The organism is Martinezella sp. CNPSo 3890 (assembly GCF_057784455.1).
On record NZ_JBXSOR010000007.1, the window covers coordinates 29,902 to 52,524 of the forward strand.

Annotated in this window: 21 protein-coding genes and 2 pseudogenes; 11 read left to right on the top strand and 12 right to left on the bottom strand. The window is 60.2% G+C overall.

Features of this window, described 5'->3' with window-relative positions; genetic code table 11:
- Nucleotides 1–4: 4 nt before the first annotated feature.
- Together pyk and AC13RC_RS17845 are read right to left on the bottom strand one after the other, a co-directional pair.
- Nucleotides 5–1,444: a pyruvate kinase gene (pyk, locus tag AC13RC_RS17840; RefSeq protein WP_488557994.1), complete on the bottom strand. Its 1,440-nt coding sequence runs from the start codon at nucleotides 1,442–1,444 to the stop codon at nucleotides 5–7.
- Nucleotides 1,444–1,932, bottom strand: coding sequence for a DUF1036 domain-containing protein (locus AC13RC_RS17845; RefSeq protein WP_069613236.1), 489 nt, complete (start codon nucleotides 1,930–1,932; stop codon nucleotides 1,444–1,446). Before AC13RC_RS17845 ends, pyk begins: the two co-directional genes overlap by 1 nt.
- Nucleotides 1,933–2,136: 204 nt before the next feature.
- Between AC13RC_RS17845 and AC13RC_RS17850 the strand changes: the two genes are divergently transcribed.
- The 3 genes from AC13RC_RS17850 (at nucleotide 2,137) to AC13RC_RS17860 (ending at nucleotide 3,688) form a co-directional block, all read left to right on the top strand.
- Entirely contained in the window at nucleotides 2,137–2,931 is a 795-nt protein-coding gene (locus AC13RC_RS17850; RefSeq protein ID WP_488557995.1) for an N-formylglutamate amidohydrolase, read from the top strand.
- Between the two features lie 27 nt (nucleotides 2,932–2,958).
- Nucleotides 2,959–3,264 carry a DUF1244 domain-containing protein gene (locus AC13RC_RS17855; protein WP_069613238.1) on the top strand — a complete coding sequence of 102 codons (306 nt, stop codon included), beginning with the start codon at nucleotides 2,959–2,961 and terminating at the stop codon, nucleotides 3,262–3,264.
- 172 nt (nucleotides 3,265–3,436) lie between these two features.
- Nucleotides 3,437–3,688: a DUF2312 domain-containing protein gene (locus AC13RC_RS17860; protein WP_069613239.1), complete on the top strand. Its 252-nt coding sequence runs from the start codon at nucleotides 3,437–3,439 to the stop codon at nucleotides 3,686–3,688.
- A gap of 11 nt (nucleotides 3,689–3,699) precedes the next feature.
- Here AC13RC_RS17860 and AC13RC_RS17865 read toward each other — a convergent pair whose 3' ends face one another.
- From AC13RC_RS17865 to AC13RC_RS17880, 4 genes are all read right to left on the bottom strand, one after another.
- Nucleotides 3,700–4,794, bottom strand: a complete 1,095-nt coding sequence (locus tag AC13RC_RS17865) for an NAD(P)H-dependent flavin oxidoreductase (protein ID WP_488557996.1) — start codon at nucleotides 4,792–4,794, stop codon at nucleotides 3,700–3,702.
- Nucleotides 4,795–4,859: 65 nt separating this feature from the next.
- Complete coding sequence (locus AC13RC_RS17870) at nucleotides 4,860–5,783, bottom strand: NAD(P)-dependent oxidoreductase (RefSeq protein ID WP_152092545.1); 924 nt, start codon at nucleotides 5,781–5,783, stop codon at nucleotides 4,860–4,862.
- Between the two features lie 101 nt (nucleotides 5,784–5,884).
- Nucleotides 5,885–6,982: a branched-chain amino acid aminotransferase gene (locus tag AC13RC_RS17875; RefSeq protein WP_113395259.1), complete on the bottom strand. Its 1,098-nt coding sequence runs from the start codon at nucleotides 6,980–6,982 to the stop codon at nucleotides 5,885–5,887.
- Nucleotides 6,983–7,173: 191 nt separating this feature from the next.
- Nucleotides 7,174–8,436: a flavin monoamine oxidase family protein gene (locus AC13RC_RS17880; RefSeq protein ID WP_488557997.1), complete on the bottom strand. Its 1,263-nt coding sequence runs from the start codon at nucleotides 8,434–8,436 to the stop codon at nucleotides 7,174–7,176.
- Nucleotides 8,437–8,782: 346 nt separating this feature from the next.
- Here AC13RC_RS17880 and AC13RC_RS17885 point away from each other — a divergent pair, with 346 nt between their 5' ends.
- A complete protein-coding gene (locus AC13RC_RS17885) occupies nucleotides 8,783–8,977 on the top strand; it encodes a hypothetical protein (RefSeq protein ID WP_113355070.1) in 195 nt (64 codons plus the stop codon).
- A gap of 166 nt (nucleotides 8,978–9,143) precedes the next feature.
- Here AC13RC_RS17885 and AC13RC_RS17890 read toward each other — a convergent pair whose 3' ends face one another.
- From AC13RC_RS17890 to AC13RC_RS17915, 6 genes and pseudogenes are all read right to left on the bottom strand, one after another.
- Complete coding sequence (locus tag AC13RC_RS17890; RefSeq protein WP_113355068.1) at nucleotides 9,144–9,845, bottom strand: polysaccharide deacetylase family protein; 702 nt, start codon at nucleotides 9,843–9,845, stop codon at nucleotides 9,144–9,146.
- A gap of 11 nt (nucleotides 9,846–9,856) precedes the next feature.
- The gene (locus tag AC13RC_RS17895; protein WP_488557998.1) at nucleotides 9,857–10,699 is read right to left on the bottom strand and encodes a glycosyltransferase family 25 protein; all 843 of its coding nucleotides are present in this window, start codon (nucleotides 10,697–10,699) and stop codon (nucleotides 9,857–9,859) included.
- A gap of 123 nt (nucleotides 10,700–10,822) precedes the next feature.
- Nucleotides 10,823–11,440, bottom strand: coding sequence for a glycosyltransferase family 29 protein (locus AC13RC_RS17900; RefSeq protein ID WP_113389177.1), 618 nt, complete (start codon nucleotides 11,438–11,440; stop codon nucleotides 10,823–10,825).
- 282 nt (nucleotides 11,441–11,722) lie between these two features.
- The gene (locus AC13RC_RS17905) at nucleotides 11,723–13,675 is read right to left on the bottom strand and encodes a peptidoglycan L,D-endopeptidase MepK (protein WP_113330403.1); all 1,953 of its coding nucleotides are present in this window, start codon (nucleotides 13,673–13,675) and stop codon (nucleotides 11,723–11,725) included.
- 175 nt (nucleotides 13,676–13,850) lie between these two features.
- Nucleotides 13,851–14,060, bottom strand: a pseudogene (locus tag AC13RC_RS17910) (helix-turn-helix domain-containing protein); the annotation flags it as partial.
- Between the two features lie 119 nt (nucleotides 14,061–14,179).
- Nucleotides 14,180–15,431, bottom strand: a pseudogene (locus tag AC13RC_RS17915) (sigma-54-dependent transcriptional regulator); the annotation flags it as partial.
- A gap of 220 nt (nucleotides 15,432–15,651) precedes the next feature.
- Here AC13RC_RS17915 and AC13RC_RS17920 point away from each other — a divergent pair.
- From AC13RC_RS17920 to AC13RC_RS17950, 7 genes are all read left to right on the top strand, one after another.
- The gene (locus AC13RC_RS17920; RefSeq protein ID WP_488557999.1) at nucleotides 15,652–17,511 is read left to right on the top strand and encodes a M3 family oligoendopeptidase; all 1,860 of its coding nucleotides are present in this window, start codon (nucleotides 15,652–15,654) and stop codon (nucleotides 17,509–17,511) included.
- A gap of 266 nt (nucleotides 17,512–17,777) precedes the next feature.
- Nucleotides 17,778–18,938: an aminodeoxychorismate synthase component I gene (locus AC13RC_RS17925; protein ID WP_488558000.1), complete on the top strand. Its 1,161-nt coding sequence runs from the start codon at nucleotides 17,778–17,780 to the stop codon at nucleotides 18,936–18,938.
- Entirely contained in the window at nucleotides 18,923–19,564 is a 642-nt protein-coding gene (locus AC13RC_RS17930) for an aminotransferase class IV family protein (RefSeq protein ID WP_488558001.1), read from the top strand. Before AC13RC_RS17925 ends, AC13RC_RS17930 begins: the two co-directional genes overlap by 16 nt.
- Before the next feature lie 4 nt (nucleotides 19,565–19,568).
- Nucleotides 19,569–19,853: a YciI family protein gene (locus AC13RC_RS17935; protein WP_488558002.1), complete on the top strand. Its 285-nt coding sequence runs from the start codon at nucleotides 19,569–19,571 to the stop codon at nucleotides 19,851–19,853.
- Between the two features lie 266 nt (nucleotides 19,854–20,119).
- Nucleotides 20,120–21,571 carry a homospermidine synthase gene (locus AC13RC_RS17940; protein WP_488558003.1) on the top strand — a complete coding sequence of 484 codons (1,452 nt, stop codon included), beginning with the start codon at nucleotides 20,120–20,122 and terminating at the stop codon, nucleotides 21,569–21,571.
- Nucleotides 21,572–21,750: 179 nt separating this feature from the next.
- The gene (gene omp10 / locus AC13RC_RS17945; RefSeq protein ID WP_113355044.1) at nucleotides 21,751–22,140 is read left to right on the top strand and encodes an outer membrane lipoprotein Omp10; all 390 of its coding nucleotides are present in this window, start codon (nucleotides 21,751–21,753) and stop codon (nucleotides 22,138–22,140) included.
- 28 nt (nucleotides 22,141–22,168) lie between these two features.
- Nucleotides 22,169–22,492, top strand: coding sequence for a hypothetical protein (locus tag AC13RC_RS17950; RefSeq protein ID WP_145316081.1), 324 nt, complete (start codon nucleotides 22,169–22,171; stop codon nucleotides 22,490–22,492).
- Nucleotides 22,493–22,623 lie beyond the last annotated feature (131 nt).

The following is a 22,623-nucleotide window of genomic DNA, read 5'->3' on the forward strand; positions in this document are numbered from 1 at the left end:
GCAATCACACGCCGGACTGGCCGTCCGAACCGATATAGGCAATACGCAGCATGTTGGTGGCGCCCGGCGTGCCGAGCGGAACGCCGGCCGAAATGATGATGCGGTCTCCCGGCTTGCCGAAGCCTTCTTCGGCAACGATACGGCAAGCATTGTTGACCATGTCGTCGAGGTCGGTGGCATCGTGGGTAACAACGCAGTGCATGCCCCAGACGACGGACAGGCGGCGTGCCGTCTGAATGATCGGCGATAGCGCCAGGATCGGAACTTGCGGACGCTCGCGCGAGGCGCGCAGACCGGTGGTGCCGGAGGACGTGTAGCAGACGATGGCGGCAAGCTTCAGCGTCTCGGCGATCTGGCGGGCGGCGAGCGAGATCGCATCGGCGCCGGTCGCTTCCGGAAGAGCGCGCTGAGCATAGATGATGCCCGGATAATGCGGCTCGCGCTCGATGGTGCCGGCAATCGAGGCCATCATGGAAACGGCTTCGACCGGATAGTCACCCGATGCGGATTCCGCCGAGAGCATAACCGCATCAGCGCCTTCGAAAACGGCGGTCGCGACGTCGGAGACTTCGGCGCGGGTCGGGACCGGCGCGGAGATCATCGATTCCAGCATCTGCGTAGCAACGACCACCGGCTTGCCGGAACGGCGGCAGGCGCGGATCAGCTGCTTCTGAATGCCGGGAACGGCTTCCAGCGGCATTTCCACGCCAAGGTCGCCGCGGGCCACCATCAGTGCGTCGGAAAGCTCGATGATTTCCTCGATGCGCTCGACAGCCTGCGGCTTTTCGATCTTCGACATCAAGCCGACGCGCCCATGCGAGATCTTGCGGACTTCCGTCAGATCTTCCGGGCGCTGGATGAAGGAGAGCGCAACCCAGTCGACTTCATTGGTCGCGAGAACGGCGTCGAGGTCGGCGCGGTCCTTGTCAGTCAGCGCGCCGACGCCGAGCAGCGTATCGGGCAGGCTGACGCCCTTGCGGTCGGAAATCTTGGTGCCCGAAATGACAGTCGTAACGATGCTCTTGCCGTCGCACTTTTCGGCTCGCAGCGCCAGTTTGCCGTCATCGATCAGCAGGCGGTGGCCGGGCTGAACCGATTCCAGGATTTCCGGATGCGGCAGGTAGACACGCGTGTTGTCGCCGGGGATATCCTGATTGTCGAGCGTGAAAGTCTGACCGGGCTTGAGGTCGACCTTGGTGTCAGCAAACTTGCCGACGCGCAGCTTGGGACCCTGCAAGTCAGCGAGAATGCCGATCGGACGGCCGCAACGGGTTTCGACGGCGCGGATGCGCTGGATCAGCGTGCGCATCACATCATGGCTGGCATGGCTCATGTTGATGCGGAACAGATCCGCGCCGGCCTCATGAAGCTTCTGGATCATGTCCTCCGAAGAGGAGGCCGGACCGAGCGTTGCGAGGATTTTGACTTTTCGGTTTCGTCTCATCAATTCTGGCTTTCTTGGCTGCCCGAGGGCTCGGAAAGCTGAACCATCCAGCTCGCCTGGCGCCCGGTGTCGTATTCCTTGAATCCCATCTTCTGGTAGCCACGCGCGTAGCAATCCTTGACGCCTGGGATTTTGAATTCGTTTTCCGCCACGCACATTTCGACGTCGCCCGTCCAGCGGCCGCCGCGGGCCGCGTCTTCTGCGTAGAGGTAATAATAGCGGGATTGAAGCGGCCCCTCGATCAAAGTCGCGCAGGTATTGGCCGGAATCTGCCACCAGCCCTCCGTCACCCAGCCGTCCTTCGCGCGATAGCCGATCGCAACGCCGACAAGGTTCTGCGTACCATTGCACGTTCGGAAATCGGCATGGGCGGCATTCGGCATGAAGAAGAACGGCGCGGCCGCAGCAAGGATGAGGAAGGCGATTCGGGCGAGCGGGCCTGACCGCTTAACGAAACGTGGCGCGACTTGGCTGGACACGGCTTCCAATTGGCTCCCGGTTATTCGTTGTTGCGTCTTCTTGCGCCGCCATCCCATGAATGTCAACGCAACTCTAATCGATTATATTTTCTTCACGGGATGGTGACGGCACCATGCGCCGCTCTCCATCCGATCGAAGCTGCAAACCTTGCACCTTCCATCCGCACATGCAATCAAACAAAGAGTTGAAAATTTCAATAATCGACAATCCGCATGACCGATTTCAGACCGTTTGAATTCATACCCGGCAATCGTGACAAAGGCATGGTCATTCTCGGCGATCACGCCATGCGGCGCCTGCCCGAGCGTTACGGCAGCCTTGGCCTGCCGGAGACTGCCTTTTCCCGCCACATCGCCTATGACATTGGCATCGAAGGCCTGTGCCGTCATCTCTGCGCGCGGCTGGGCGTGCCCGGCGTGCTGGGCGGCTTTTCCCGTCTTCTGATCGATCCGAACCGCGGCGAGGATGATCCGACGCTCATCATGAAGATCTCGGACGGAGCCATCATACCGGGCAATCATCCGATTACGGACGAGGAATGGAATTACCGCATAGAAGCCTTCCACCGGCCCTATCACAAGGCGGTGGATGAGACGATTTCCGCCGTAGCCGAGGCGACGGGCAAGGCGCCCCTGGTTTTCTCGATGCACTCCTTCACACCGGCATGGAAAGGCGTGCCGCGCCCCTGGCATGCCAGCGTGCTCTGGGACAGCGACGATCGCGCCGTCGCGCAGCTTCTTGCAAAGCTCGGCGCCGATACCGATCTCGTGATAGGAGACAACGAGCCTTATGACGGTGCCCTGCGCAATGACACCATGTTCCGCCATTGCATGATGAAGGGCATTGCGCATGCGCTGCTGGAGGTCCGGCAGGATCTGATCGGCGACGAGGCCGGCATTGTCGAATGGGCCGATCGCCTCGCACCGATCTTCGCAGAGATCAATGCCGATCCGGCGCTCCATGAATATAAGCGCTATCCTTCGCGCACCGGCCCTTATGAGGCGTAAGCCGGCAAGCGAATTGAGGAGAAAGAGATGACCACGCTCACCAAGGAACAAGAGATCGAGCTCGAGGCTGCCGCCTTCCGCCGTCTCGTTGCGCATTTGCGCGAACGTAGCGACGTTCAGAATATCGACCTGATGAATCTTGCCGGCTTCTGCCGCAACTGCCTTTCCAACTGGTATCGCGAAGCGGCCGAAGAGGCCGGGCTGCCGGTCAGCAAGGATGAGTCGCGCGAGGTGATCTACGGCATGCCCTACGAGGATTGGAAGAACCTGCACCAGAAAGAAGCCTCTCCTGTGCAAAAAGCCGCTTTCGAGCAGAACAAGCCGAAAGATTAACGCTCCCTTCACCAATTCGGCTTGACCTTGCGCGCCATTCGCGGCACGTCAACTGCCCGATCGAATTCGAAATCCCGCGCAAGCCATGAAGCGATGTGCCGTATCGGTGACCGACCGATCTCATCTGCGACGGGCTGCAAGCGACCCCTTTGAGACCCTTTAGGAGAAGTGCATGGAAGAGAACAGCGTCGAGAACGTGGCCGCGGCGGAACTGCGTCAATTCATCGAGCGCATCGAGCGCCTCGAGGAAGAAAAGGCCGCCATCCAGTCCGACATCAAGGATGTCATGGGCGAAGCCAAAGGCCGCGGCTACGACACCAAGGCGATCCGCACCATCATTCGCCTTCGCAAGAAGGACGCAAACGAGCGCCTGGAAGAAGAATCCATCCTGCAGACCTACATGGCCGCACTCGGCATGGAATGATCGAGACTTTATCAGTCTTGAAAGATGATCGGGAGCCGGCTTGCCGGCTCCTTTCTTTTTGAGCGTCGCTCTGCAAAAAGACGACCGATCAATTCGGCGGCACTCCCCTGCCACAGCTCGCCCTTGCCGGTTCCCGACCAGAGAGACAGGAAATCCGGAGATCCCTTCGCTGTCGACGCAGCGCGTATGTCCCGCGTGAACTTGTTCTGCGCCGGAAAGGGAAGGATGGCGTCAGGCTTCCCATCCATCTCGTCCATGAAGCGGTTCTCGATCCCGCGCGCAAAGCGACCTGAGAAAGCGCGCGTCGTCCGCGTCTTTCGCTCCGGCGTTTCGAGCAGCTTTTTACGATAGGGTGCCGATGTCCCGGCTTCAGCGCAGGCAAGGAAAGCCGTGCCCATCTGCACGGCCTGTGCACCCGCCTGCAGTGCCGACCGGATATCGCTTGGGCTCATGATGCCGCCGGCTGCGATCAGCGGCACGCGAATGGTGCCGACGCATTGCGCCAGGAGATCTCGCATGCCGATTTCCGGATCCGCTGCCCTCGCATCGAAAATGCCGCGATGACCACCCGCTTCGAAGCCTTGCAGCACGATCGCATCCACGCCGCTCTCTTCCAGCGCCTTCGCCTCGTCGAGTGTCGTTGCCGTGCCGATCAGCGGGATACCAGCCTTTTTCGCCTCTCGTACATGGTCGGCCGGCAACAGGCCGAAGACGAAGCTGAAGCAGGCCGGCTTGATGCGCAAGACAGCTTCGAATTGCGCATCGAAATCCTCTTCGTAGGGAGGAGAAAGCTGCGGCGACGGCAGTTCCAACTCCTGGCGATATCCTGCGGTCGCGGCCACGGCGCGCTCAAGCCGATCGGTGCCAACCTCCGTGATCGAATGCGGAATGAAGAGATTGATCGAAAACGGCTTGTCGGTTCGCTGGCGAACCTGAGCTGCAAAGGTTTCAATCGTCGCGGCATTTAAATAGGCGCCACCCATGGCGCCGAGGGCACCGGCGGCGGAAGCCGCAGCCACGAGTTCTACCGACGAAGGACCACCGGCCATCGGTGCGACGATCAATGGATGCTTCAGGCCCAGCTGTTGAAAAAGATTGCTGCCCATAGGACCGTCCTTCCGGAAATGCCTGCCCAAGTCTTAACCCAACATAGGGGTTGCGCGATGAGTTGCTAGGAGCGACCAAGCGCTTCGGTGCGGGCCTCGATCGCCTTGATCACCGACACCATGTCGAGCCGGCCATTGCCGAGTTCGACGCTTTCACCATAGAGAGTGCGGCAGAGATCGAGGACGGGCGATGCCATGTCCGCGGCGCGAGCTGCCTCCGCAATCAGTTTCGTGCTGTTGAACGCATCGGCCGTCGCCGCCTGCACTGAAAAATCCCGCGCAACAAGCTTTGGAATTTTCACGCGTGTCAAATCGCTGGCCATAGGACCGGAATTGATAGCCGCCTGAAAAGTTTCAAGATCGAGCCCGTTGCTCTCAGCAAAATGTGCAGCTTCGGCAAGCCCCGCAAGCATCGTGCAAAGATAGAGATTGACGGTCAGTTTCATCAGCAGCGCATTGCCGACCGGGCCACACAGGATCGTTTCGCGGCACATAGGCGCAAGCAGCGGCCGCACCTCGGCAACCGTCTCCGCATCGCCGCCGAGCAGCGCGACGAGTTGCGCCGTCTCGGCAGGCTTCCTCGACCCCGAAACCGGGGCTTCGACATATTGCCCGCCGGCGCTAAGAATATCGGCGGCAAGCCCGCGCGAATAGCCGGGCGGATTGGAGCCCATCGACACGACGATATGTCCAGACAGCAGCTTGGCGAAGTCCGGAGTACCCCGCCGCAACACCTCGTCCAGCACCGTTTCGTTGACCAGCATCAGGATGACGATGCGCGTGCGCGCAAACACCTCCTCGACGCTCGCCGCCACCGTGGCACCCGCCTCGCGCAACGGATCGGCTGCTGCCGCAGAGCGGTTCCAGACCACCAGCCTGGTGCCTGCCTTTGCGAGATTAAGGGCCATCGGCTGGCCCATGACGCCAAGGCCGACAAAACCGATCTCCGCGCCCGGCTCGCCGCCGGGACGTTCGCTGACGCTGGTCATCACAACAACTCCGATGGTTCGGGTGACTATGCGATTTCTTGTGTCAGAGCCGGCGGGAGAGCTCATATACCTTTCCCGCCGGGTATGGGTTCACGGTTCGCTTAGAACAGGCGGTCCAGCCACTCGTTCTTGTCCGGCGCGCGGCCGAACTGGATGTCGGTCAGGGCTGCCTTTAGGCGTTGCGTCGTAGCGCCGGCATTGCCGTCGCCGATGGTGAAGCTGTGCTTGCGGCCCTTCACCTTGCCGATCGGCGTCACGACGGCCGCCGTGCCGCAGGCGAAGGATTCGCGCAGGCGCCCGCTCTCGGCATCCGCCTGCCACTGCTCGATCGAATAGGGTTCCTCGCGCACCGTCAGGCCCATGTCGCGCCCGAGCTTGATCAGCGAATCGCGGGTGATGCCCGGCAGAATCGTGCCGGTGAGCGGCGGTGTCTGCAGCGATCCGTCGTCGAAGACGAAGAAGACGTTCATGCCGCCAAGCTCCTCGATCCAACGCTTTTCGACGGCATCGAGGAAGACCACCTGATCGCAGCCTTCACGCTGGCCTTCGGCAAGCGCCGAGAGGCTTGCGGCATAATTGCCGCCACACTTGGCAGCACCGGTGCCGCCCGGAGCGGCGCGGGTGAAATTCTCGGAAACCCAGAGCGTGACGGCAGATCCGCCGCCCTTGAAAAAGGAGGCAACCGGCGAAGCAATGACGCAGTAGATGTATTCCGCCGATGGCTTTGTGCCGAGGGCGACTTCCGTACCGATCAGGAACGGCCGGAGATAGAGCGACGCCCCTTCGGCGGTCGGGATCCATTCGCGATCGATCTTGACCAGCTCGCGGACGGACTCGACGAAGAGCTCTTCCGGCAAGCGCGGCATCGCCAACCGCTCCGCCGAATTCTGGAAACGGCGCGCATTGGCGCTCGGGCGGAAAAGGGCCGCACCGCCGTCCGGCAGATGATAAGCCTTCATGCCTTCGAAGATTTCCTGCGCATAGTGAAGCACCACGGTCGCGGGATCGAGAGGAAGCGCCTTGCGCGGCTCGATCTTGGCGCTGTGCCAGCCGCGATCCTGCGAATAGCGGATCGTCACCATGTGGTCGGTGAAGATGCGGCCGAAGCCCGGGTTCTGCAGCAGCGCTTCCCGCTCGCTCGCCGTCGCGGGATTAGGGTTTTTCTGGATGTCGAAGGTTAATGTTTCGCCGGTGCTCATGGCTCCTCCAATGCTTCTTGTGTCGCGGCTTTCGCCGCCCATCTCCCGAAGGATGGTGTAAATCAAATCGGGTGGTATTTGATTGCGTTTACGCCTGTTCTCACGCAAGTTTAAGAGCGATTTGCATAAAATTATGAGGCGAATCGCTATTTCTCGCTTGCAAGCTGGCTATCGGTTTCATCGGCTTTCCATCAGAGCGCTTCCGCAACGGCTTCAGCAGCGACAACGCCGGTTTCATAGGCACCGTGCGCGGTCGAATAACGCGTCTTCGAGCACGCTTCCCCGGCGAAGAACAAACGTCCGTTATGGGGAGCGGCGAGGATGCTGCGCAGGTCGGACGCACCGGGTGTCGCATAGGAATAGGAGCCGCCAAAGAAGGGCTCTCCCGCCCAGGCCGACGCCGCCAGCGGCGACAGCGTCTTGCCGACATCGGCGCCGAAGACGCGCTTCAGCTGTTCCACCGAAAAATCAAACATCGCATCGACGCCCTGCCTCTCCAGATCGAGCGCGAGATCAGCGGCGAAATAGGCCTCGATGACCGGAGCACCGAATGGCTTCAGCTGATACGCTCCCGTCCGGCGGCTATGCTGCGATCCCATCACATGCGCATCCTCCGGGAACGTCCGAGGTTCGGCTGCGCGAAGAAAAAGCTTGTTTGCCAGACCGAGCGGCAGGCGGGAGGCTGCTTCGATCTTCTCCGGCAGAGGCGGCCAGAAGGCGATACGTCCAGCCGCAAGCACATTGGTGGAAACAGTGACGACGACGGCCCTCGCCCGCAGCTCGCCCTTGCTCGTGGAAAGCACGACATGGCCAGCGCCGCTATGGTCGATGCGGCTGACCTCGGCGCCGAGAACGGTCGGCACCGGCAAGCCGTAGGTCGCAACCAAAGTGCCGTAACCCTGCCGCACGCGCCAGTCAGGACCAGGGCCGGGATCGTAGCGGCCAAGATCGATCACCGAGGACTTGTCGAGCTCTCCTCCGGTCATGAAGGCGCCGACGGCGTAAATCCTTTCATTCCACGGATCATCAGGCGACAACATGGCCGAGAGATCGGCGTCTGCATCTCCCTCATACTCATAGACCCGCTCGAAGAAGGCGTTGACGGCGGCAGCCGCAGCCTTGGCATCGGGATCGTTCTGTTCTAACCGATGGCCGCCGTCGCTCCAGGGCGCGGGCGTGCGATCGACGGTCAGGCCCATTTCCTCGGCAATATCAGTCCAGGCATTGGTGCGCGCGCCATGCAGCCAGCCGCAGCCGAGATCGAGCGCGGCGGCATCGGTGCCGAATGGGTGGATCGAGCGGGCGCGGCCGCCGACGCGATCGGAAGCCTCGAGCAAGACGATCGAGAGATCCGGCCGAAGCAATTGCAGCTGTCGGGCAGCACTTACTCCTGCCGCTCCGGCACCAATCACGGCAACGTCAATCTCGCCGCCTCTCCAGGATTCGATGGGCATTCCAATTCCTCTTCGCGCAAGCGCTGGAGAACAAACCAGCCGCGCGACTTGGTGATATGAGGCTCGCCAATCCGCCGGCGCGAACCCTGTCGATCATGTGTAGCCGACCTCGGCGCGGCCTGTAAACGGGCGCGACGACGGGATACCAAATTGCCGCATTGAGCTGAAACCGCGAATGTCGTACGTGCTTCATCCAGACAGATAGTGAGGAAGATCGTGCGGAAACGGACCTTCGGAACAACACTCTCGACCGCGACGCGTAGTATTGGAGGCGCTTGTGCCAACACAGCTCAATAAGACGGCGGCCACACGTCGCGCCTCTTTCAAATCGCATTCGGAAACACCGATGTTCACGAAGGAGTGGTCTATCCCCGCGATCCTCAGTGTCTTCCTGCTCGGCGTCTGCGGACTCATCGCCTATTTCACCTGGACCCTCATGCCGCCGGCGGCGACAACACAGAACCATGTCGGCGGAGCTGTCACACTCAGCGACGGTAATGGCCGTCCGATTGCCGATCCCGCGCCGAAAAAGCAGCCATAGCTGTAGCCGCGGCCACACCGACCGATAGCGAAAAAACGCTGGCCATGCCCGTGAGCGATAAGCTCGCACCTGACAAATAGACCATCAAATGGCAGGCCCTTCCGCCGACGGCCACAGGACCAAGGGCAACTACAGCTTTACGGCGGCATCCTAGTTACAGGGCTGACTATCCGACGACGCACTTCTTGACGAAATGCAGCCAGCTGTCGTTGCGCCGGATGGTCGCGCGCGGCAGGCCGAACGGATCGTCGCCCGGCCGCGCCCGGCCGCGGCGTGTCGTCGTGGCGGCGCTGTAACCGGCTTCATAGGCAAGCACGCGATCGAGCGGCGTTTCGTCGCCATAGGGAAAGCAGAAGGACGAAACGCCTTCGTCGAGCAAATCCTCGAGCAACTCGCGCGAATGGGTGATCTGACGGCGCGCCTCTTCCATCGGCAATTGCGGCAGGCGAACGTGATCGAGCGTATGCGATCCCACCTCATGCCCGAGGCTGTGCCAATGCTTCAGCTGTTCGACCGACATGCAGGGCGCCTGAGCCACGCCAAGGGGGACATCCCAGACATTGCTGCCGCCGATCTGGTTCGCCACAACGAAATTCGTGGCAGTGAAGCCAAACTCCTGCAGCACGGGCAAGGCATTCTCATGGACATTGGCATAACTGTCATCGAAGGTGATGGCAGCGACTTTGCCGGCCTTCTCGCCGCGGATGTAAGGCATTGCCTCACGCAGCGACACACCCTGAATTCCAAGCTTTTTCAGCCATTCCATCTGACGGCGGAAGGCTTCGGGATGGACGACCATGCTTCTGAACGGCGCCTTGCGCGACGGCGGCACCGCAATCTGATGATATGCGAGGATTGGAACAGCCACGATGGATCGTCTCAGATGATGCGGCGCGAGCGAAGCGCGATCTTGGCGCGATAGAGCGGCCGCAACACCTCTCTGGAGAGCCGCTCTGCCAGTGTCTTGCGACTCTTGATCGTACTGCCGCCGAGCTGAGGGGAAATTTCACGCACGCCGCCAGGCAGGACCGAGAGCGGCGATACGCGCGTAAACCAGCTCATCTGCACGGTGGTATCGACGGGCCGGTCGAAGACGGAGGTCGCTTCCAGCAGGCGGATGGCGGCATCTCGGCTGACGAGCTGGGCCACCATGCCGAGACCTATCCTCGTCGGTTGAATGACATCGGTCTCCCCTTGGGAAAGAACAGATCTGCCATGCTCCTTGCCCATGCGAAACGGGAAGCGAATGAAAGAACCTGGCTTCAGGCAGGCCTTGGCAGCAGCAAAGGCTGCGTGGAACGCGTCGTCGATCTCGACATCGTCCTCAAAGACAAGACCAGCATCGATATTCTGCTCGACAATGGCAGCCCAAGCCTTGCGATGCGACAGAAAGCAGGCGATTTCGCCCGTGCTCATGGCAAACGGATAATAAGGCTTCTGCAACCGCGGACGATAGACACTGTCGATCTCGATGGCACTCAGAGTGCGGCCATCGACTGCCTCGACGATCTCGCTTTGCACCGGAAGCTTTGCAGCAAGCCTTTCGACCTGCGGCATGCGGTCACGGGCGCGATCCAGATGGATGATGAAGCCACGAATGACGGGTTGGCCGGGCGTGTCCAGAACAGTACCGACCGAATTGGACGCAGGAGCGAACTCGAATCCCGTATGAGATCTTTCGAGCGGCATCGCCGAAGACGGGTTGAATTCGTGGGCTTGCATGAAGGGATACCTCGAGGTCATATTTCGCGAGGCTCTAGCAACCCTGAATGAAAGCGAGCTTAGGCAAACCTGAGGCGAAACTGAAAATGGTTGTTTTCAACGGGTCTGAACAACTGAAGGAAGCTAGACGAGCATGCTGATGCGGCCGCTCGCCATCTTGTCTTCAACCCAGCGGCGCTCATCCAGCCAGGCATGGCGCTTCCACCCTTCCCAGCTGAAACCGCACAGCTTCACCTCCCACTCGTCTGCAGGCAATCGTGACAGCACATATCGGATGCCGAAGAAGCCGGTGCTCGGAAAAAGCTGGTGCATCCGGCATTGGCTCACACCGAGTTCCTCGCAGCCCTCGATGTAAAACTGCGGCGGCATGATGCGGATTTCCTTGCCGGCAGCACCGACCAATTCGATCGTCCGCATCGTCCAATCGCTTCTTCGGCCCTTCAGGCGTGAGAGCAGATTGGGCTTGGGGTGATACTTGCGGATGATATCGGGATGATAGGCAAGCACGACCTCCTTGGCTGCCGTGAACGTCGCGCTGGTCAGGAAGGTCGGGTCCGTCAATCGGCGCTGCATAGGCTTGCTGGAAGCTGCAAGCATGAGAATATCGGTGCGTGAACCGCTCATGCCGATCGAAGCCTTCGGCTCGTTGAAACGCATCGCAAATTCTGCATTGTCCACGACCTCAGAGAGGTCACGCTGCAGCTTGCCATTGCCAATGATGATTGCAGTCTTGCGGGTCAAATATGAATATCCATCAGGTCTGAAGTCGCCGACCTAACGGAGCCGAATGAAGCCAAACTGAATGGCGGATCGGGGAAGGATGCATAAATCCTGACACGAACCTGAAAGCCGTCGCAATGTCACCTACGAGCAACAGCAGTGCCTGAAAACCGGGCTCAGCTCAGATTTGCATGCCGCCCGCAGGCCACGCAAACCCGATCGCGATCATAAATGGATAGCACCCTGCCGAATCAGAAAGGAGCCCAAACGGGCTCCTTGAAATCACGCTGAAGTGGATGCTGCCTATTCGACCGAATTGAACTTCTTCACCTGAAGGAAATTCACCGCGCTTCCGCTGAAGCGTTCGGGATCGATCGAAGCCGTCTGTACCTTGAAACCATCCGTGTAAACGGCAGTCGGCTGGGCACGGAGCGTCGGGCTCACGAAGCGCGGCGCCTTGACCGGGCGGTTTACAATCTCAACCCGGGCCTTTGCGATCGCCCACTGCGAGATCATCTTCTCCGTCAGCGTCGGCGCAGTCGTCACCGTTGCGCGGCCCGAATCGGCCACCACGGCGTCCTGCTTGTTCGGCCGGCCGCCCTTGGTCGCGATACCGGCGGCGATCGGACGTTCCTGCGGCGTAGTCGGCTCGAACCCGTCATTGAAGCGACGGCTGCTGGCCTTCACCTCGTTGCGGACCGGTGCAAGCGCGGCCACCTGCATCGGCATTTGCTGTGCCGGTCTCTGCTGCGGCAGGACGGCGGCAATTGCCTGCGCCGCATCGTTACCGGCAGCCATGCCGTTGCCGGCGGGTGCCAGTTGATCCTTGGACGCGACGTTGTTCGACGGCTGCATCACCGCAACCGCATTGTTGGCGTCCGATCGATCAGGACGGCTTTGCTCGAGAGCCGCAATGACCGAAGGCGAAAGTGCACTTGCGTCAGCTTGGTCGTCGGCGGCCTCCTGATCGGCATCGGCTGATGCCAGCAGGCTTTCGGCCAATTCCGGACGCTGCGCCGGCACCGGAACGGCAGCCAGCTGGCCTTTCATGTCAGCCTCGGCCGATGCCACTTCGGCATCCCCGGGTGAACGACGGTCAAGCAGGGACGGCACGGGCACATGATAGGAGCGAAGGTCGGCATATTGCGGCTGGTCGCCCGTATCCGGCATGGCGGCGGCAAGAGCATCCTGCGCCGCGTTACGCGACGGTGAGACGAGAGCGGAAGCCACATCGCTGCCGGCAGGCTGATTGCCGAATGCCGGGCGAACCTGCGGAACGGGCGCGTTTACGCTGGCAACTTGAACCTGGGCCGGAGCCGGAGCGGCGCCCTCGTCACCATCATCACTGGCAGCCGGAGCCGGCTGGCCCTTGCGGGCAGCTGAGGCGACAGCCACCGGTGCCGCCGTCGTTCCGCTATCTGCATTATCCTCTTCCTCATCGGCACCGCCACCACCGAACAGGCGGGCAAAGAAGCCGCGACGCGGCGAAGAGGAGCTGGCGATCTGGATATCGTCGGACGACATACGGCGCTTGTAATCGGCGACTGCCTGCTGGTAGCCCGGCAACGGCCGGCCGTCCGCCGGAATATGCATCGTCTTGCCATCCGGGAAGAGGCGGACGAGATCCTGGCGATCCATGCGCGGCCATGCGCGCACGCCGCCGACATCCATATGCACGAAGGGCGAGCCGGAGGTCGGATAGTAGCCGACGCCGCCCACCTGCAGCTTCATGCCGATTTCGCGCAGCTTGGTGAGCTTGACGTCAGGAATATAGAAATCCATCGCGTTGCCGAGCATGTGCTGGCTCTTCTTGGCAACGCCGGTATGGGCGGAGCGCGTGCGCAGCATCTCGTTGGTGCCCGGCGAACGGAAACCGCAGATCACATAGATGAATTCGTGTGAACCGCTTTCGCGGTAGACTTCCCAGATCAGGTCGAACAGGCGCGGGTTCATCTTGGTCGGCTGATTCTTGCGCCAGTCGCGCAGAATGCGATTCAGCTTCTCCAGGCCGTCCGGATCGAACTTGCCGTTGCGCTTGTAGGTGATGACGGCCTTCTCGCCGGTATGGACGTAGTAAATCTTGAGGCTACGGGTTTCACCGCCTGCCTGAGAGGGAGTGCCGACGAAAACAGGGGTAGAAACGGACAAAGCAAGGAGGCCAACGGCTACAACCTTGGCCACCTTGCTAAATAGGTTAGAGCACGCAGAATGCCAGCTCAAGCTATTAGGCTTGGTATTTGCACTCAAATTCGGCAATTCGATCCCCGTCCGACAGACAATGTCGCATCGTGTTCCAAATGGCTGTCAATTGCGGTGACACGATGGCAAAAATGCCACACATGGTCGACCCCTTCATACATGGTGAACGATGCACTAACAAGTGCTTTACGACGGGTAACAAAATATGCTTGCCTAAACGTTAAGCTTTACTTCATGCTGCGTTTTTTTGCGGGTCATCCGGGTCTATGCCGTAATCTTTCAACTTTCGGTAGAGAGTTGAGCGGCCGATGCCGAGCTTTCTCGCGACTTGACTCATCTGCCCACGATAGAATTTGAGGGCAAATCGGATCAATTCTTCCTCGACATCAGCCAGTTTCCTGACATCTCCCGAGGTATTTGTGCTGACGATGACATTGTCGGAAGTACCGGCCGATGCATCGGCTGAGGCAAGCGGAGTGGTTGCAGCCGATCCGTGCGAAACCCCGTAAGCGACCCGTTCGCTTCGTTCAGCCGCCAGAAGCTCGGCCGAAGAGGCATGCGAATTATCCACAACCAAGGTTGGATGCTCGGCAGCGAAATAGCCGGGCAGCTGTGCGGCGATCTGCGGAAAATCCGTGTCGAGCAGCTCTGGTCCCTCGGACAGGACGACCGCGCGGAAAACAGCGTTTTCGAGCTGGCGGATATTGCCCGGCCAGTCATAGGCGGTCAGCAGTGCAAGCGCGTCGTTGCTGATCCCGAGCGGATGATCGAGCTTCTGCTCCAGCGCAAACCGGTCGGCAAAAGCGCGTGCAAGATGCGGGATGTCTTCCTTGCGGCGACGCAGTGCCGGCATGGTGATCGGAAAGACGTTCAAGCGATAATAGAGATCCTCGCGGAAGCGCCCAGCCTTGACCTCTTCGATCAGATCCTTGTTGGTCGCCGAAATCAGCCGGACATTGACCTTCTGCGCGACGCGCGCGCCGACGGTCTCGATTTCGCCCTGCTGCACGGCGCGCAAAAGCTTGACCTGGACCTCCAGCGGCAGGTCGCCGATTTCGTCGAGGAACAACGTGCCGCCATCGGCTTCCATGAATTTGCCGACATGGCGCTCGGTTGCACCCGTGAACGCACCCTTCTCATGTCCGAACAGGATGCTTTCGACGAGATTGTGCGGGATCGCACCACAGTTGACGGTCACGAACGGCTTGCCGGCGCGGTCGCTGGCGGCCTGGATGGCACGGGCCACCAGTTCCTTGCCAACACCGGATTCGCCTTCCAGCACGACTGGAATGTTCGATTGCGCCGCGCGATGGGCGAGATCGATCACCCGCATCATCGCCGGGCTTGCCGAGACGATATCGTCGAAGGTGATGCTGCTCGAGCGCGACTTGCGCCCGGCGCGGGCCTTCGCCTCGCGCTGGTCGAGCTTCAAAGCATTGGCGATCGATGCCGCGATACGCTCCGGCGATACCGGCTTGACGACGAAATCGAAGGCGCCGGCGCGCATTGCCTGCACCACGGTATCGATGCCGCCCTGCCCCGTCTGCACGATGACGGGCAGGTCGATGCCCATATCGTTCAGCGCGCCCAGGAACTCGATGCCGTTCATTTCCGGCATCATGAGATCGAGCACGATCACGTTGATCTGATCGTTGCCACGCTTCAGGAACTCAAGGCCGAGACGGCCATTTTCTGCCAAATGGGCAACGTGTCCGTGCCGCTCGATGGCATTCTTCAGCAGACGGCGTTGAATCGGATCATCCTCAACAACGAGAATCTGCGCGCCCCCCTTGGCGCTATTGTAAACGGTCATTGGTGCCTCACTTCATGCGAAACCTGAGGCGAAGATCGCAGAAAGGCTTGAACATGAAGTTTTGCCAAAGCATCGCATTTTAATCATTATGACGAATGTAAAAGCGCTTATGATTCAACCTTCGGTGCAGGAAAATCAGGCCTTGCAGCGGGCTTTCCAGCCGAATAGACACCATACGGATCGGACGATCCGAAAAATAAAAGCAGAGGAAATTTCGCCCATGAGCCCGACCTCGCTCCACCCCCTCATTAATTTCTCGGCCATTAAATTCTCGGCAAGCCCGGCAGCCGGCCAGGCGCTTGGAGACCTGCCAGCCTGGAAGCTAAGCGATCTCTATCCTTCCTCCACGTCCCCCGAGTTCGTCGGGGATCTGGAAAAGGCCGGCAAGATGGCCATTGCCTTCGAGGAAAAGTGGAAGGGGAAGCTTACCGATGCCGCCGCCAAGACAGGCGACGCCGGCATCGGCGCAGCCATCAAGGAGTATGAAGCGCTTGACGATATCATGGGCCGTCTCGGCTCATTCGCCGGGCTCACCTACTTCTCCAATACCATCGATCCGAACAACGGCAAGCTCTATGGCGACGTCCAGGCAAAGCTCACGGACTATTCCTCTCACCTTTTGTTCTTCCCGCTGGAGCTGAACCGCATCGACGATACGATGATGGACGCCTGCATGACGAACGACCCCGTCGCCGGCCATTATCGTCCCTGGATCGTCGACCTGCGCAAGGACAAGCCGCATCAGCTCGACGACAGGCTGGAGCAGCTGTTCCTGGAAAAATCCATGACGAGCGCCGCCGCATTCAACCGCTTGTTCGACGAGACGATGGCTGAGCTGCGCTTCGAGATCGACGGCGAGAAGCAGCCGCTGGAAGTCGCCTTGAACATGCTGCAGGAGCAGGACCCGGAAGTGCGCCGCAAGGCAGCCATGGCGCTTGCCGAAACCTTCAAGGCCAATCTGCGCACCTTTACGCTGATTACCAATACGCTCGCCAAGGACAAGGAAATCGCCGACCGCTGGCGGGGCTTCGAGGATATTGCCGACAGCAGGCATCTCGCCAACCGCGTCGAGCGCGAGGTAGTGGATGCGCTGGCGGCCGCCGTGCGAGAGGCCTATCCGCGGCTTTCGCATCGCTATTACAAGATGAAGGCCAAGTGGCTCGGCATGGACCAGATGAACTTCTGGGACCGCAATGCGCCGCTGCCGGAAACGCCCAACGCGCTGATCCCCTGGACCGATGCGAAGGATACGGTTCTATCGGCTTATGGTAATTTCGCCCCCGAAATGGCTGATATCGCCAAGCGCTTCTTTGACGAGGAATGGATCGATGCGCCGGTGCGCCCCGGCAAGGCGCCGGGCGCCTTCGCCCATCCGACCGTGCCGTCGGCTCATCCTTACGTACTGGTCAACTACATGGGCAAGCCGCGCGATGTCATGACGCTGGCGCATGAGCTCGGCCATGGCGTGCATCAGGTGCTGGCCGGAGGCCAGGGCGCACTGATGTGCCAGACGCCTTTGACTCTAGCTGAGACAGCCTCCGTTTTCGGCGAGATGCTGACCTTCCGCGCGCTCCTCGACAAGACCACCGACAAGCGCGAGCGCAAGGCGATGCTCGCCCAGAAGGTCGAGGACATGATCAATACGGTCGTGCGCCAGATCGCCTTCTACGAATTCGAGCGCAAGGTACATACCGCCCGCAAGAATGGCGAGCTGACATCGGACACCATCGGCGAGCTGTGGCTCTCTGTGCAGGAAGAGAGCTTAGGCCCGGCGATCAAGATTTCCGAAGGCTACGAGACCTACTGGGCCTATATCCCCCATTTCATCCACTCGCCCTTCTACGTCTATGCCTATGCCTTCGGCGATTGCCTGGTAAACTCGCTCTATGCCGTTTACCAAAACGCCGAAAAGGGCTTCCAGGAAAAGTATTTCGAGCTCCTGAAGGCCGGCGGCACCAAGCATCATTCCGAACTCCTGAAGCCTTTCGGCCTCAACGCAACCGATCCGTCGTTCTGGAGCAAGGGCCTGTCGATGATCGAAGGGCTGATCGACGAGCTGGAAGCGTTAGATAAGAACTGAGCTGAAGAGAAGCAGGACAGGCACGTCCGCCTTTGCTGCAGCTCTGTGCATGGCCCCTCACCCTAGCCCTCTCCCCGCTTGCGGGGAGAGGGAACTGGCTCTGTATTCACCGCATCGTTCTTCGCCAAAGACGCTGTAGCGGCTGCGGTAACTCCCTCTCCCCGCAAGCGGGGAGAGGGTTGGGGTGAGGGGCCAGGCACGGAAGTCGCGGCAATGATGGACGTGCCTGACAAATGACACCACAACGACCCGATAGACACCCGCGCATGGCCGATGCCGTACCCTACGTCCTTTTCAGGGACGACAGCACAGGACAGATGATGATCTTCGCCGAGCCGGCCGAGATCATTGTCGCCCATACGCGTGCGCAATTTTTCGATGCCCTCGATCGGATGGAAAAAGCCAAGCGGCAGGGACAATGGCTTGCCGGCTACATGGCCTATGAGGCCGGCCATCTCTTCGAGGAAAAACTCGCACCTTTCGCCGAGGAGAACAGGGAAACGCCCCTGCTCTGCTTCGGCGTTTTCGATGCTCCTGCCGCTGATGGCCATCTGCTGGGCCAGCCGGTACAGCGCCTGGAAAACCGAGAGTTTCTCACGGAGCCGAAGGCCGCTTGGAGTTTCGAGATATATAAGGAGCGCTTTGACAGGCTGCATTGGCATCTGCGCCAGGGCGACTGCTATCAGGCAAACCTGACCATGCCGATCCATGCGCGATGGAACGGCGATCCCCGCGCCGCCTTCTGGTCTCTGATCGAACGGCAGCCGGTGAAATACGGCGCGTTGGTCGATCTCGGCGGCCCGATCATCCTCTCTCGTTCACCGGAGCTTTTCTTCCGCACGGACGAGGACGGTTGGATCGAGACGCATCCGATGAAGGGCACGGCCAGGCGCGGCGCAAATGCTGCCGAGGACGACCGCATCATCGCCGCCATGCTCGCCGACGAGAAGACGCAGGCCGAAAACCGCATGATCGTCGACTTGCTTCGTAACGATATCTCCCGCATCACTGAGGTCGGCACGCTGGATGTGCCGAAACTCTTCGAGATCGAGACCTACCCGACCCTGCACCAGATGGTCAGCCATGTGCAGGCCAAGCTGCTGCCAGGCATATCGATCCGCGATATCCTTGCAGCACTCTTCCCCTGCGGCTCGATCACCGGTGCGCCGAAAATGCGGGCGATGGAAATCCTGCATGAATTGGAAGACGGCCCGCGCGACGCCTATTGCGGCGCGATCGGCATGATCTCGCCTGGTGGTGCCATGCGTTTTTCCGTGGCGATCCGCACGATCACGCTTTTCGAAGACGGTCGCGCGGTGTTCAATGTCGGCGGAGGCATCGTCTTCGATTCGACGGCGGAAGCGGAATATGAAGAATGCCTCCTTAAGGCGCGCTTCGCCGTGGGGGACCGATGGATCGACCGGTAGAGGACTTTTCCCTGATCGAGACATTGCGCTACAAGCCGGAAACCGGCTTCGTTCGCCTGCGCCTGCATCTTGCCCGCCTACAACGATCCGCCCGCCGCCTCGGCTTTTCCGCGCCGCAGAACGTGCTTGGCAAGCTGGAGCACGCGGTCGCCGGTGCCGCCGCACCCTTGAGAGTTCGCCTCACTCTGGATCGCAAAGGGCAAACGGAACTGACGACGGCTCCCTTCGTCCCGCTTTTGCCTGATACCGTCTGGCGCTTGCGCGTCGCTGCGACCCGGCTCGATTCCTCCGATAAGCTGCTGCGTTTCAAAACCACGCGACGAGGCATCTATGAAGCAGCCCGCGCGGAATATCGGCCAGACGAGGCAGACGAAGTGCTGCTGCTCAATGAGAAGGATGAGGTTTGCGAGGGGACGATCACCTCTGTCTTCCTCGAGGATAGCGCGGACCTGCTCCGCACTCCTCCCATATCATCCGGTCTACTTGCAGGCGTCCTGCGCACCGAACTCATCTGCCAGCGCAAGGCCCGTGTCGGCCGCATCCGGCTCGACGACCTGAGAGATCGCCCCCTTTATGTCGGAAACTCACTGCGCGGCCTGATCCGCGCGCAACTCCTATGGAATTGATTGAATGTTCATTCTGTCGCTTACCTATCTCAAGGGCAATGACGAAGCCGATAAGCACATGGAGCCGCACATGGCCTGGGTGAAGGAAGGCTATGCCAGGGGCTGGTTCCTCGCTTCCGGCCGCAAGGTGCCGCGCACAGGCGGCATCATCTTCGCCCGCGGCGAGCGAGCGGAACTGGAGGCCTATGTCGCCGCAGACCCCTTCACGATCCACGGCGTCGCCGCTTATGAAGTCCAGGAAATCGCCCTCACCACCGTCGTCGACGGATTGGAAAGCCTGAAGGCCTAAGCGACGGAAGGCGCTTGCCTTCCGTCGCATTCCGTTTATGTCAGCGAAAGCCAACCCTGAGAGCAACAAACTCGTCGCATATGGCGTGTATGTTTGCCTCGACTTGACTTTGGCCGGCTAACCCTCAACAGCTCTTTATTGTGACATCAAATTATGATTAGAGCCGCTCACCCCGCGTTTTCGCGCAAACTCTGCCAGCGCTTTCGCGCCAACTCTAACTAGATTTCGTGAACCGAACGGCGCCCTGCCTTTCGAAGGAGAAAAGAATGACGAAACAAAACTATCCGGTATATGCCGAAATTACCGGTCCGATCGTAATGATCGGCTTTGGCTCTATTGGCCGTGGCACCCTGCCCCTGATCGAGCGCCATTTCAAATTCGACAAGAGCCGGATGGTCGTCATCGACCCGCAGATGGATGCCGAGCACCTGGCGATCCTGGAAAAGCATGGCGTCCGCCATATCCAGGCCCATGTCACCAAGGACAATTACAAGGATCTCCTGAAGCCGCTTCTCACGGAAGGCGGCGGCCAGGGCTTCTGCGTGAACCTCTCGGTCGACACCGGCTCGCTCGATCTGGTCAAGCTGTGCCGCAAGCTCGACGTGCTCTATATCGACACCGTCGTCGAGCCCTGGCTCGGCTTCTACTTCGACAAGGGCCTGAAGAACGCAGACCGCACCAACTATGCGCTGCGCGAAACCATGCGCAAGGAGAAGGAAAAGAACCCGGGCGGCACGACGGCCGTTTCCACCTGCGGCGCCAATCCGGGCATGGTCTCCTGGTTCGTCAAGCAGGCGCTCGTCAACCTCGCCAAGGATATCGACCTGAAGTTCGAAGAGCCGGATCAGCACGATCGCGAAGGCTGGGCCAAGCTGATGAAGAAGGTCGGCGTCAAGGGCGTTCACATCGCCGAGCGCGACACACAGCGCACCAAGCATCCGAAGCCGCTCAACGTCTTCTGGAACACCTGGTCGGTCGAAGGCTTCATCTCCGAAGGTATGCAGCCGGCAGAACTCGGCTGGGGCACCCATGAAAACTGGATGCCGAAGAACGCCAAGAAGCACAAGAAGGGCTGCAAGGCCGCCATCTATCTGGAGCAGCCGGGCGCAAACACCCGGGTCCGCACCTGGTGCCCGACGCCTGGCCCGCAATACGGCTTCCTCGTCACCCATAATGAGTCGATCTCGATCGCCGACTATTTCACCGTGCGCGACAAGGACGGCGAGGTCACCTTCCGTCCGACCTGCCACTACGCCTATCATCCGGCCAACGACGCCGTGCTTTCGCTGCACGAAATGTTCGGCAATGGCGGCACGCCGCAGCCGGTTCATCACGTTCTCGACGAGGACGAGCTGGAAGACGGCATCGACGAGCTCGGCGTGCTCCTCTACGGCCATGCCAAGAACGCCTACTGGTACGGCTCGCGCCTGTCTCTCGAAGAAACCCGCCGCATTGCCCCCTATCAGAACGCCACCGGTCTGCAGGTGACCTCAGCCGTTCTCGCCGGCATGGTCTGGGCGCTGGAGAATCCGAAGGCCGGCATCGTCGAAGCCGACGAGATCGACTACAAGCGCTGCCTCGAAGTGCAGCTGCCCTATCTCGGCCCGGTCGAAGGTCACTATACCGACTGGACCCCGCTCGATGGTCGCCCGGGCCTCTTCCCGGAAGACATCGACACCAAGGATCCCTGGCAGTTCCGGAACATTCTGGTTCGCTAAAAGTATAGTGTCAGCTTGATGTAAGAGCGAATGCCCGCACAGGTCGTGCGGGCATTTTTGTTACGCAAGCCAGATAAATCAAGCAGATCGCCTGTGAAGTCTTGCTTTAGCTCGATGGCCGCGCCATCTTCCTTACAACCGATACGCCTTTAGACCGCCTCTATTTGCGGGAGATATTTATGAAGATGAGAACCGTTCTTGCCCTCCTCGCTGCTGCGGCAGCTTTATCTGCCTGCGTCGATTTTGGCGGCTCCAGACCGCCGCCGATGGCGATGAATCCGGGCGGCGGCCAGCCGCGCACGAATTCCGTGGAAGGCAGCTGGGCCGATTCCAATGGCCTGAATTCGACCTTTAACGGCGGCCGGTTCGAAACGCACACGACGGATGGCACGAACCAGCAGATGGCCTCTGGAACCTACACGACCGATCCGTCGGGCATGATCCAGATCAACCTCTATTCGAACATCAAGCGCACCTCGTCGAAGGTGAATTGCTTCCTGGCCAATCCCAGCCAGCTCAACTGCACCTCCGAAACCGGCGGACACTTCTCGCTCAATCGCCAGGGCTGATAAAGGCCCGATGGACGGATAAGGCATCATGCGCGGAATGCTGATCCTCCATCTGTTACTGATCGCAGCATTGCCCGTCGCTATTCTGGCGGCGGTCCTCCCTGCAAATAGCTATCAAGCCCAGGGCATCGACGCCCTTGATTGCGATGGCCCGGCGAGCGTCCTCCTTTTCGCCGTACCGGCTTTGCTCATTTACGGCGCCAGCGCTATTCTGCTCTATCGAAAGCGGAATCGACGCCTTCATCTTGTCACCGCCCTCTGCTGTGTGCTCGTCTTCTGCTCTGTCGGCTGGAATGCCGTTGCGGCATTGCGGGAATCCTATGGATCCGCCTCCGTCGAGGCATGCGCCTGATCCGGCAGCGCATTTCGCCGCTTTGTAAAAATCCTAATAACGCCAACAGCTTTTGCTTGCGCTCGCTCCGCCGGGATGAAAACATCGCTGTGGGGGACCGCCTTGGGCATTGGCGGGCCGGATTGCAATGA

What these genes read in the sequence shown, in the direction of transcription:
- omp10 (WP_113355044.1), top strand. Translation starts at nt 21,751, where the DNA reads ATGAAGATGAGAACCGTTCTTGCCCTCCTCGCTGCTGCGGCAGCTTTA.
- AC13RC_RS17855 (WP_069613238.1), top strand. Translation starts at nt 2,959, where the DNA reads ATGACCACGCTCACCAAGGAACAAGAGATCGAGCTCGAGGCTGCCGCC.
- AC13RC_RS17935 (WP_488558002.1), top strand. Translation starts at nt 19,569, where the DNA reads ATGTTCATTCTGTCGCTTACCTATCTCAAGGGCAATGACGAAGCCGAT.
- AC13RC_RS17880 (WP_488557997.1), bottom strand. Translation starts at nt 8,436, where the DNA reads ATGCCCATCGAATCCTGGAGAGGCGGCGAGATTGACGTTGCCGTGATT.
- AC13RC_RS17865 (WP_488557996.1), bottom strand. Translation starts at nt 4,794, where the DNA reads ATGGGCAGCAATCTTTTTCAACAGCTGGGCCTGAAGCATCCATTGATC.
- AC13RC_RS17925 (WP_488558000.1), top strand. Translation starts at nt 17,778, where the DNA reads ATGGCCGATGCCGTACCCTACGTCCTTTTCAGGGACGACAGCACAGGA.
- AC13RC_RS17875 (WP_113395259.1), bottom strand. Translation starts at nt 6,982, where the DNA reads ATGAGCACCGGCGAAACATTAACCTTCGACATCCAGAAAAACCCTAAT.
- pyk (WP_488557994.1), bottom strand. Translation starts at nt 1,444, where the DNA reads ATGAGACGAAACCGAAAAGTCAAAATCCTCGCAACGCTCGGTCCGGCC.
- AC13RC_RS17895 (WP_488557998.1), bottom strand. Translation starts at nt 10,699, where the DNA reads ATGCAAGCCCACGAATTCAACCCGTCTTCGGCGATGCCGCTCGAAAGA.
- AC13RC_RS17860 (WP_069613239.1), top strand. Translation starts at nt 3,437, where the DNA reads ATGGAAGAGAACAGCGTCGAGAACGTGGCCGCGGCGGAACTGCGTCAA.
- AC13RC_RS17870 (WP_152092545.1), bottom strand. Translation starts at nt 5,783, where the DNA reads ATGACCAGCGTCAGCGAACGTCCCGGCGGCGAGCCGGGCGCGGAGATC.
- AC13RC_RS17920 (WP_488557999.1), top strand. Translation starts at nt 15,652, where the DNA reads ATGAGCCCGACCTCGCTCCACCCCCTCATTAATTTCTCGGCCATTAAA.
- AC13RC_RS17850 (WP_488557995.1), top strand. Translation starts at nt 2,137, where the DNA reads ATGACCGATTTCAGACCGTTTGAATTCATACCCGGCAATCGTGACAAA.
- AC13RC_RS17950 (WP_145316081.1), top strand. Translation starts at nt 22,169, where the DNA reads ATGCGCGGAATGCTGATCCTCCATCTGTTACTGATCGCAGCATTGCCC.
- AC13RC_RS17885 (WP_113355070.1), top strand. Translation starts at nt 8,783, where the DNA reads ATGTTCACGAAGGAGTGGTCTATCCCCGCGATCCTCAGTGTCTTCCTG.
- AC13RC_RS17940 (WP_488558003.1), top strand. Translation starts at nt 20,120, where the DNA reads ATGACGAAACAAAACTATCCGGTATATGCCGAAATTACCGGTCCGATC.
- AC13RC_RS17930 (WP_488558001.1), top strand. Translation starts at nt 18,923, where the DNA reads ATGGATCGACCGGTAGAGGACTTTTCCCTGATCGAGACATTGCGCTAC.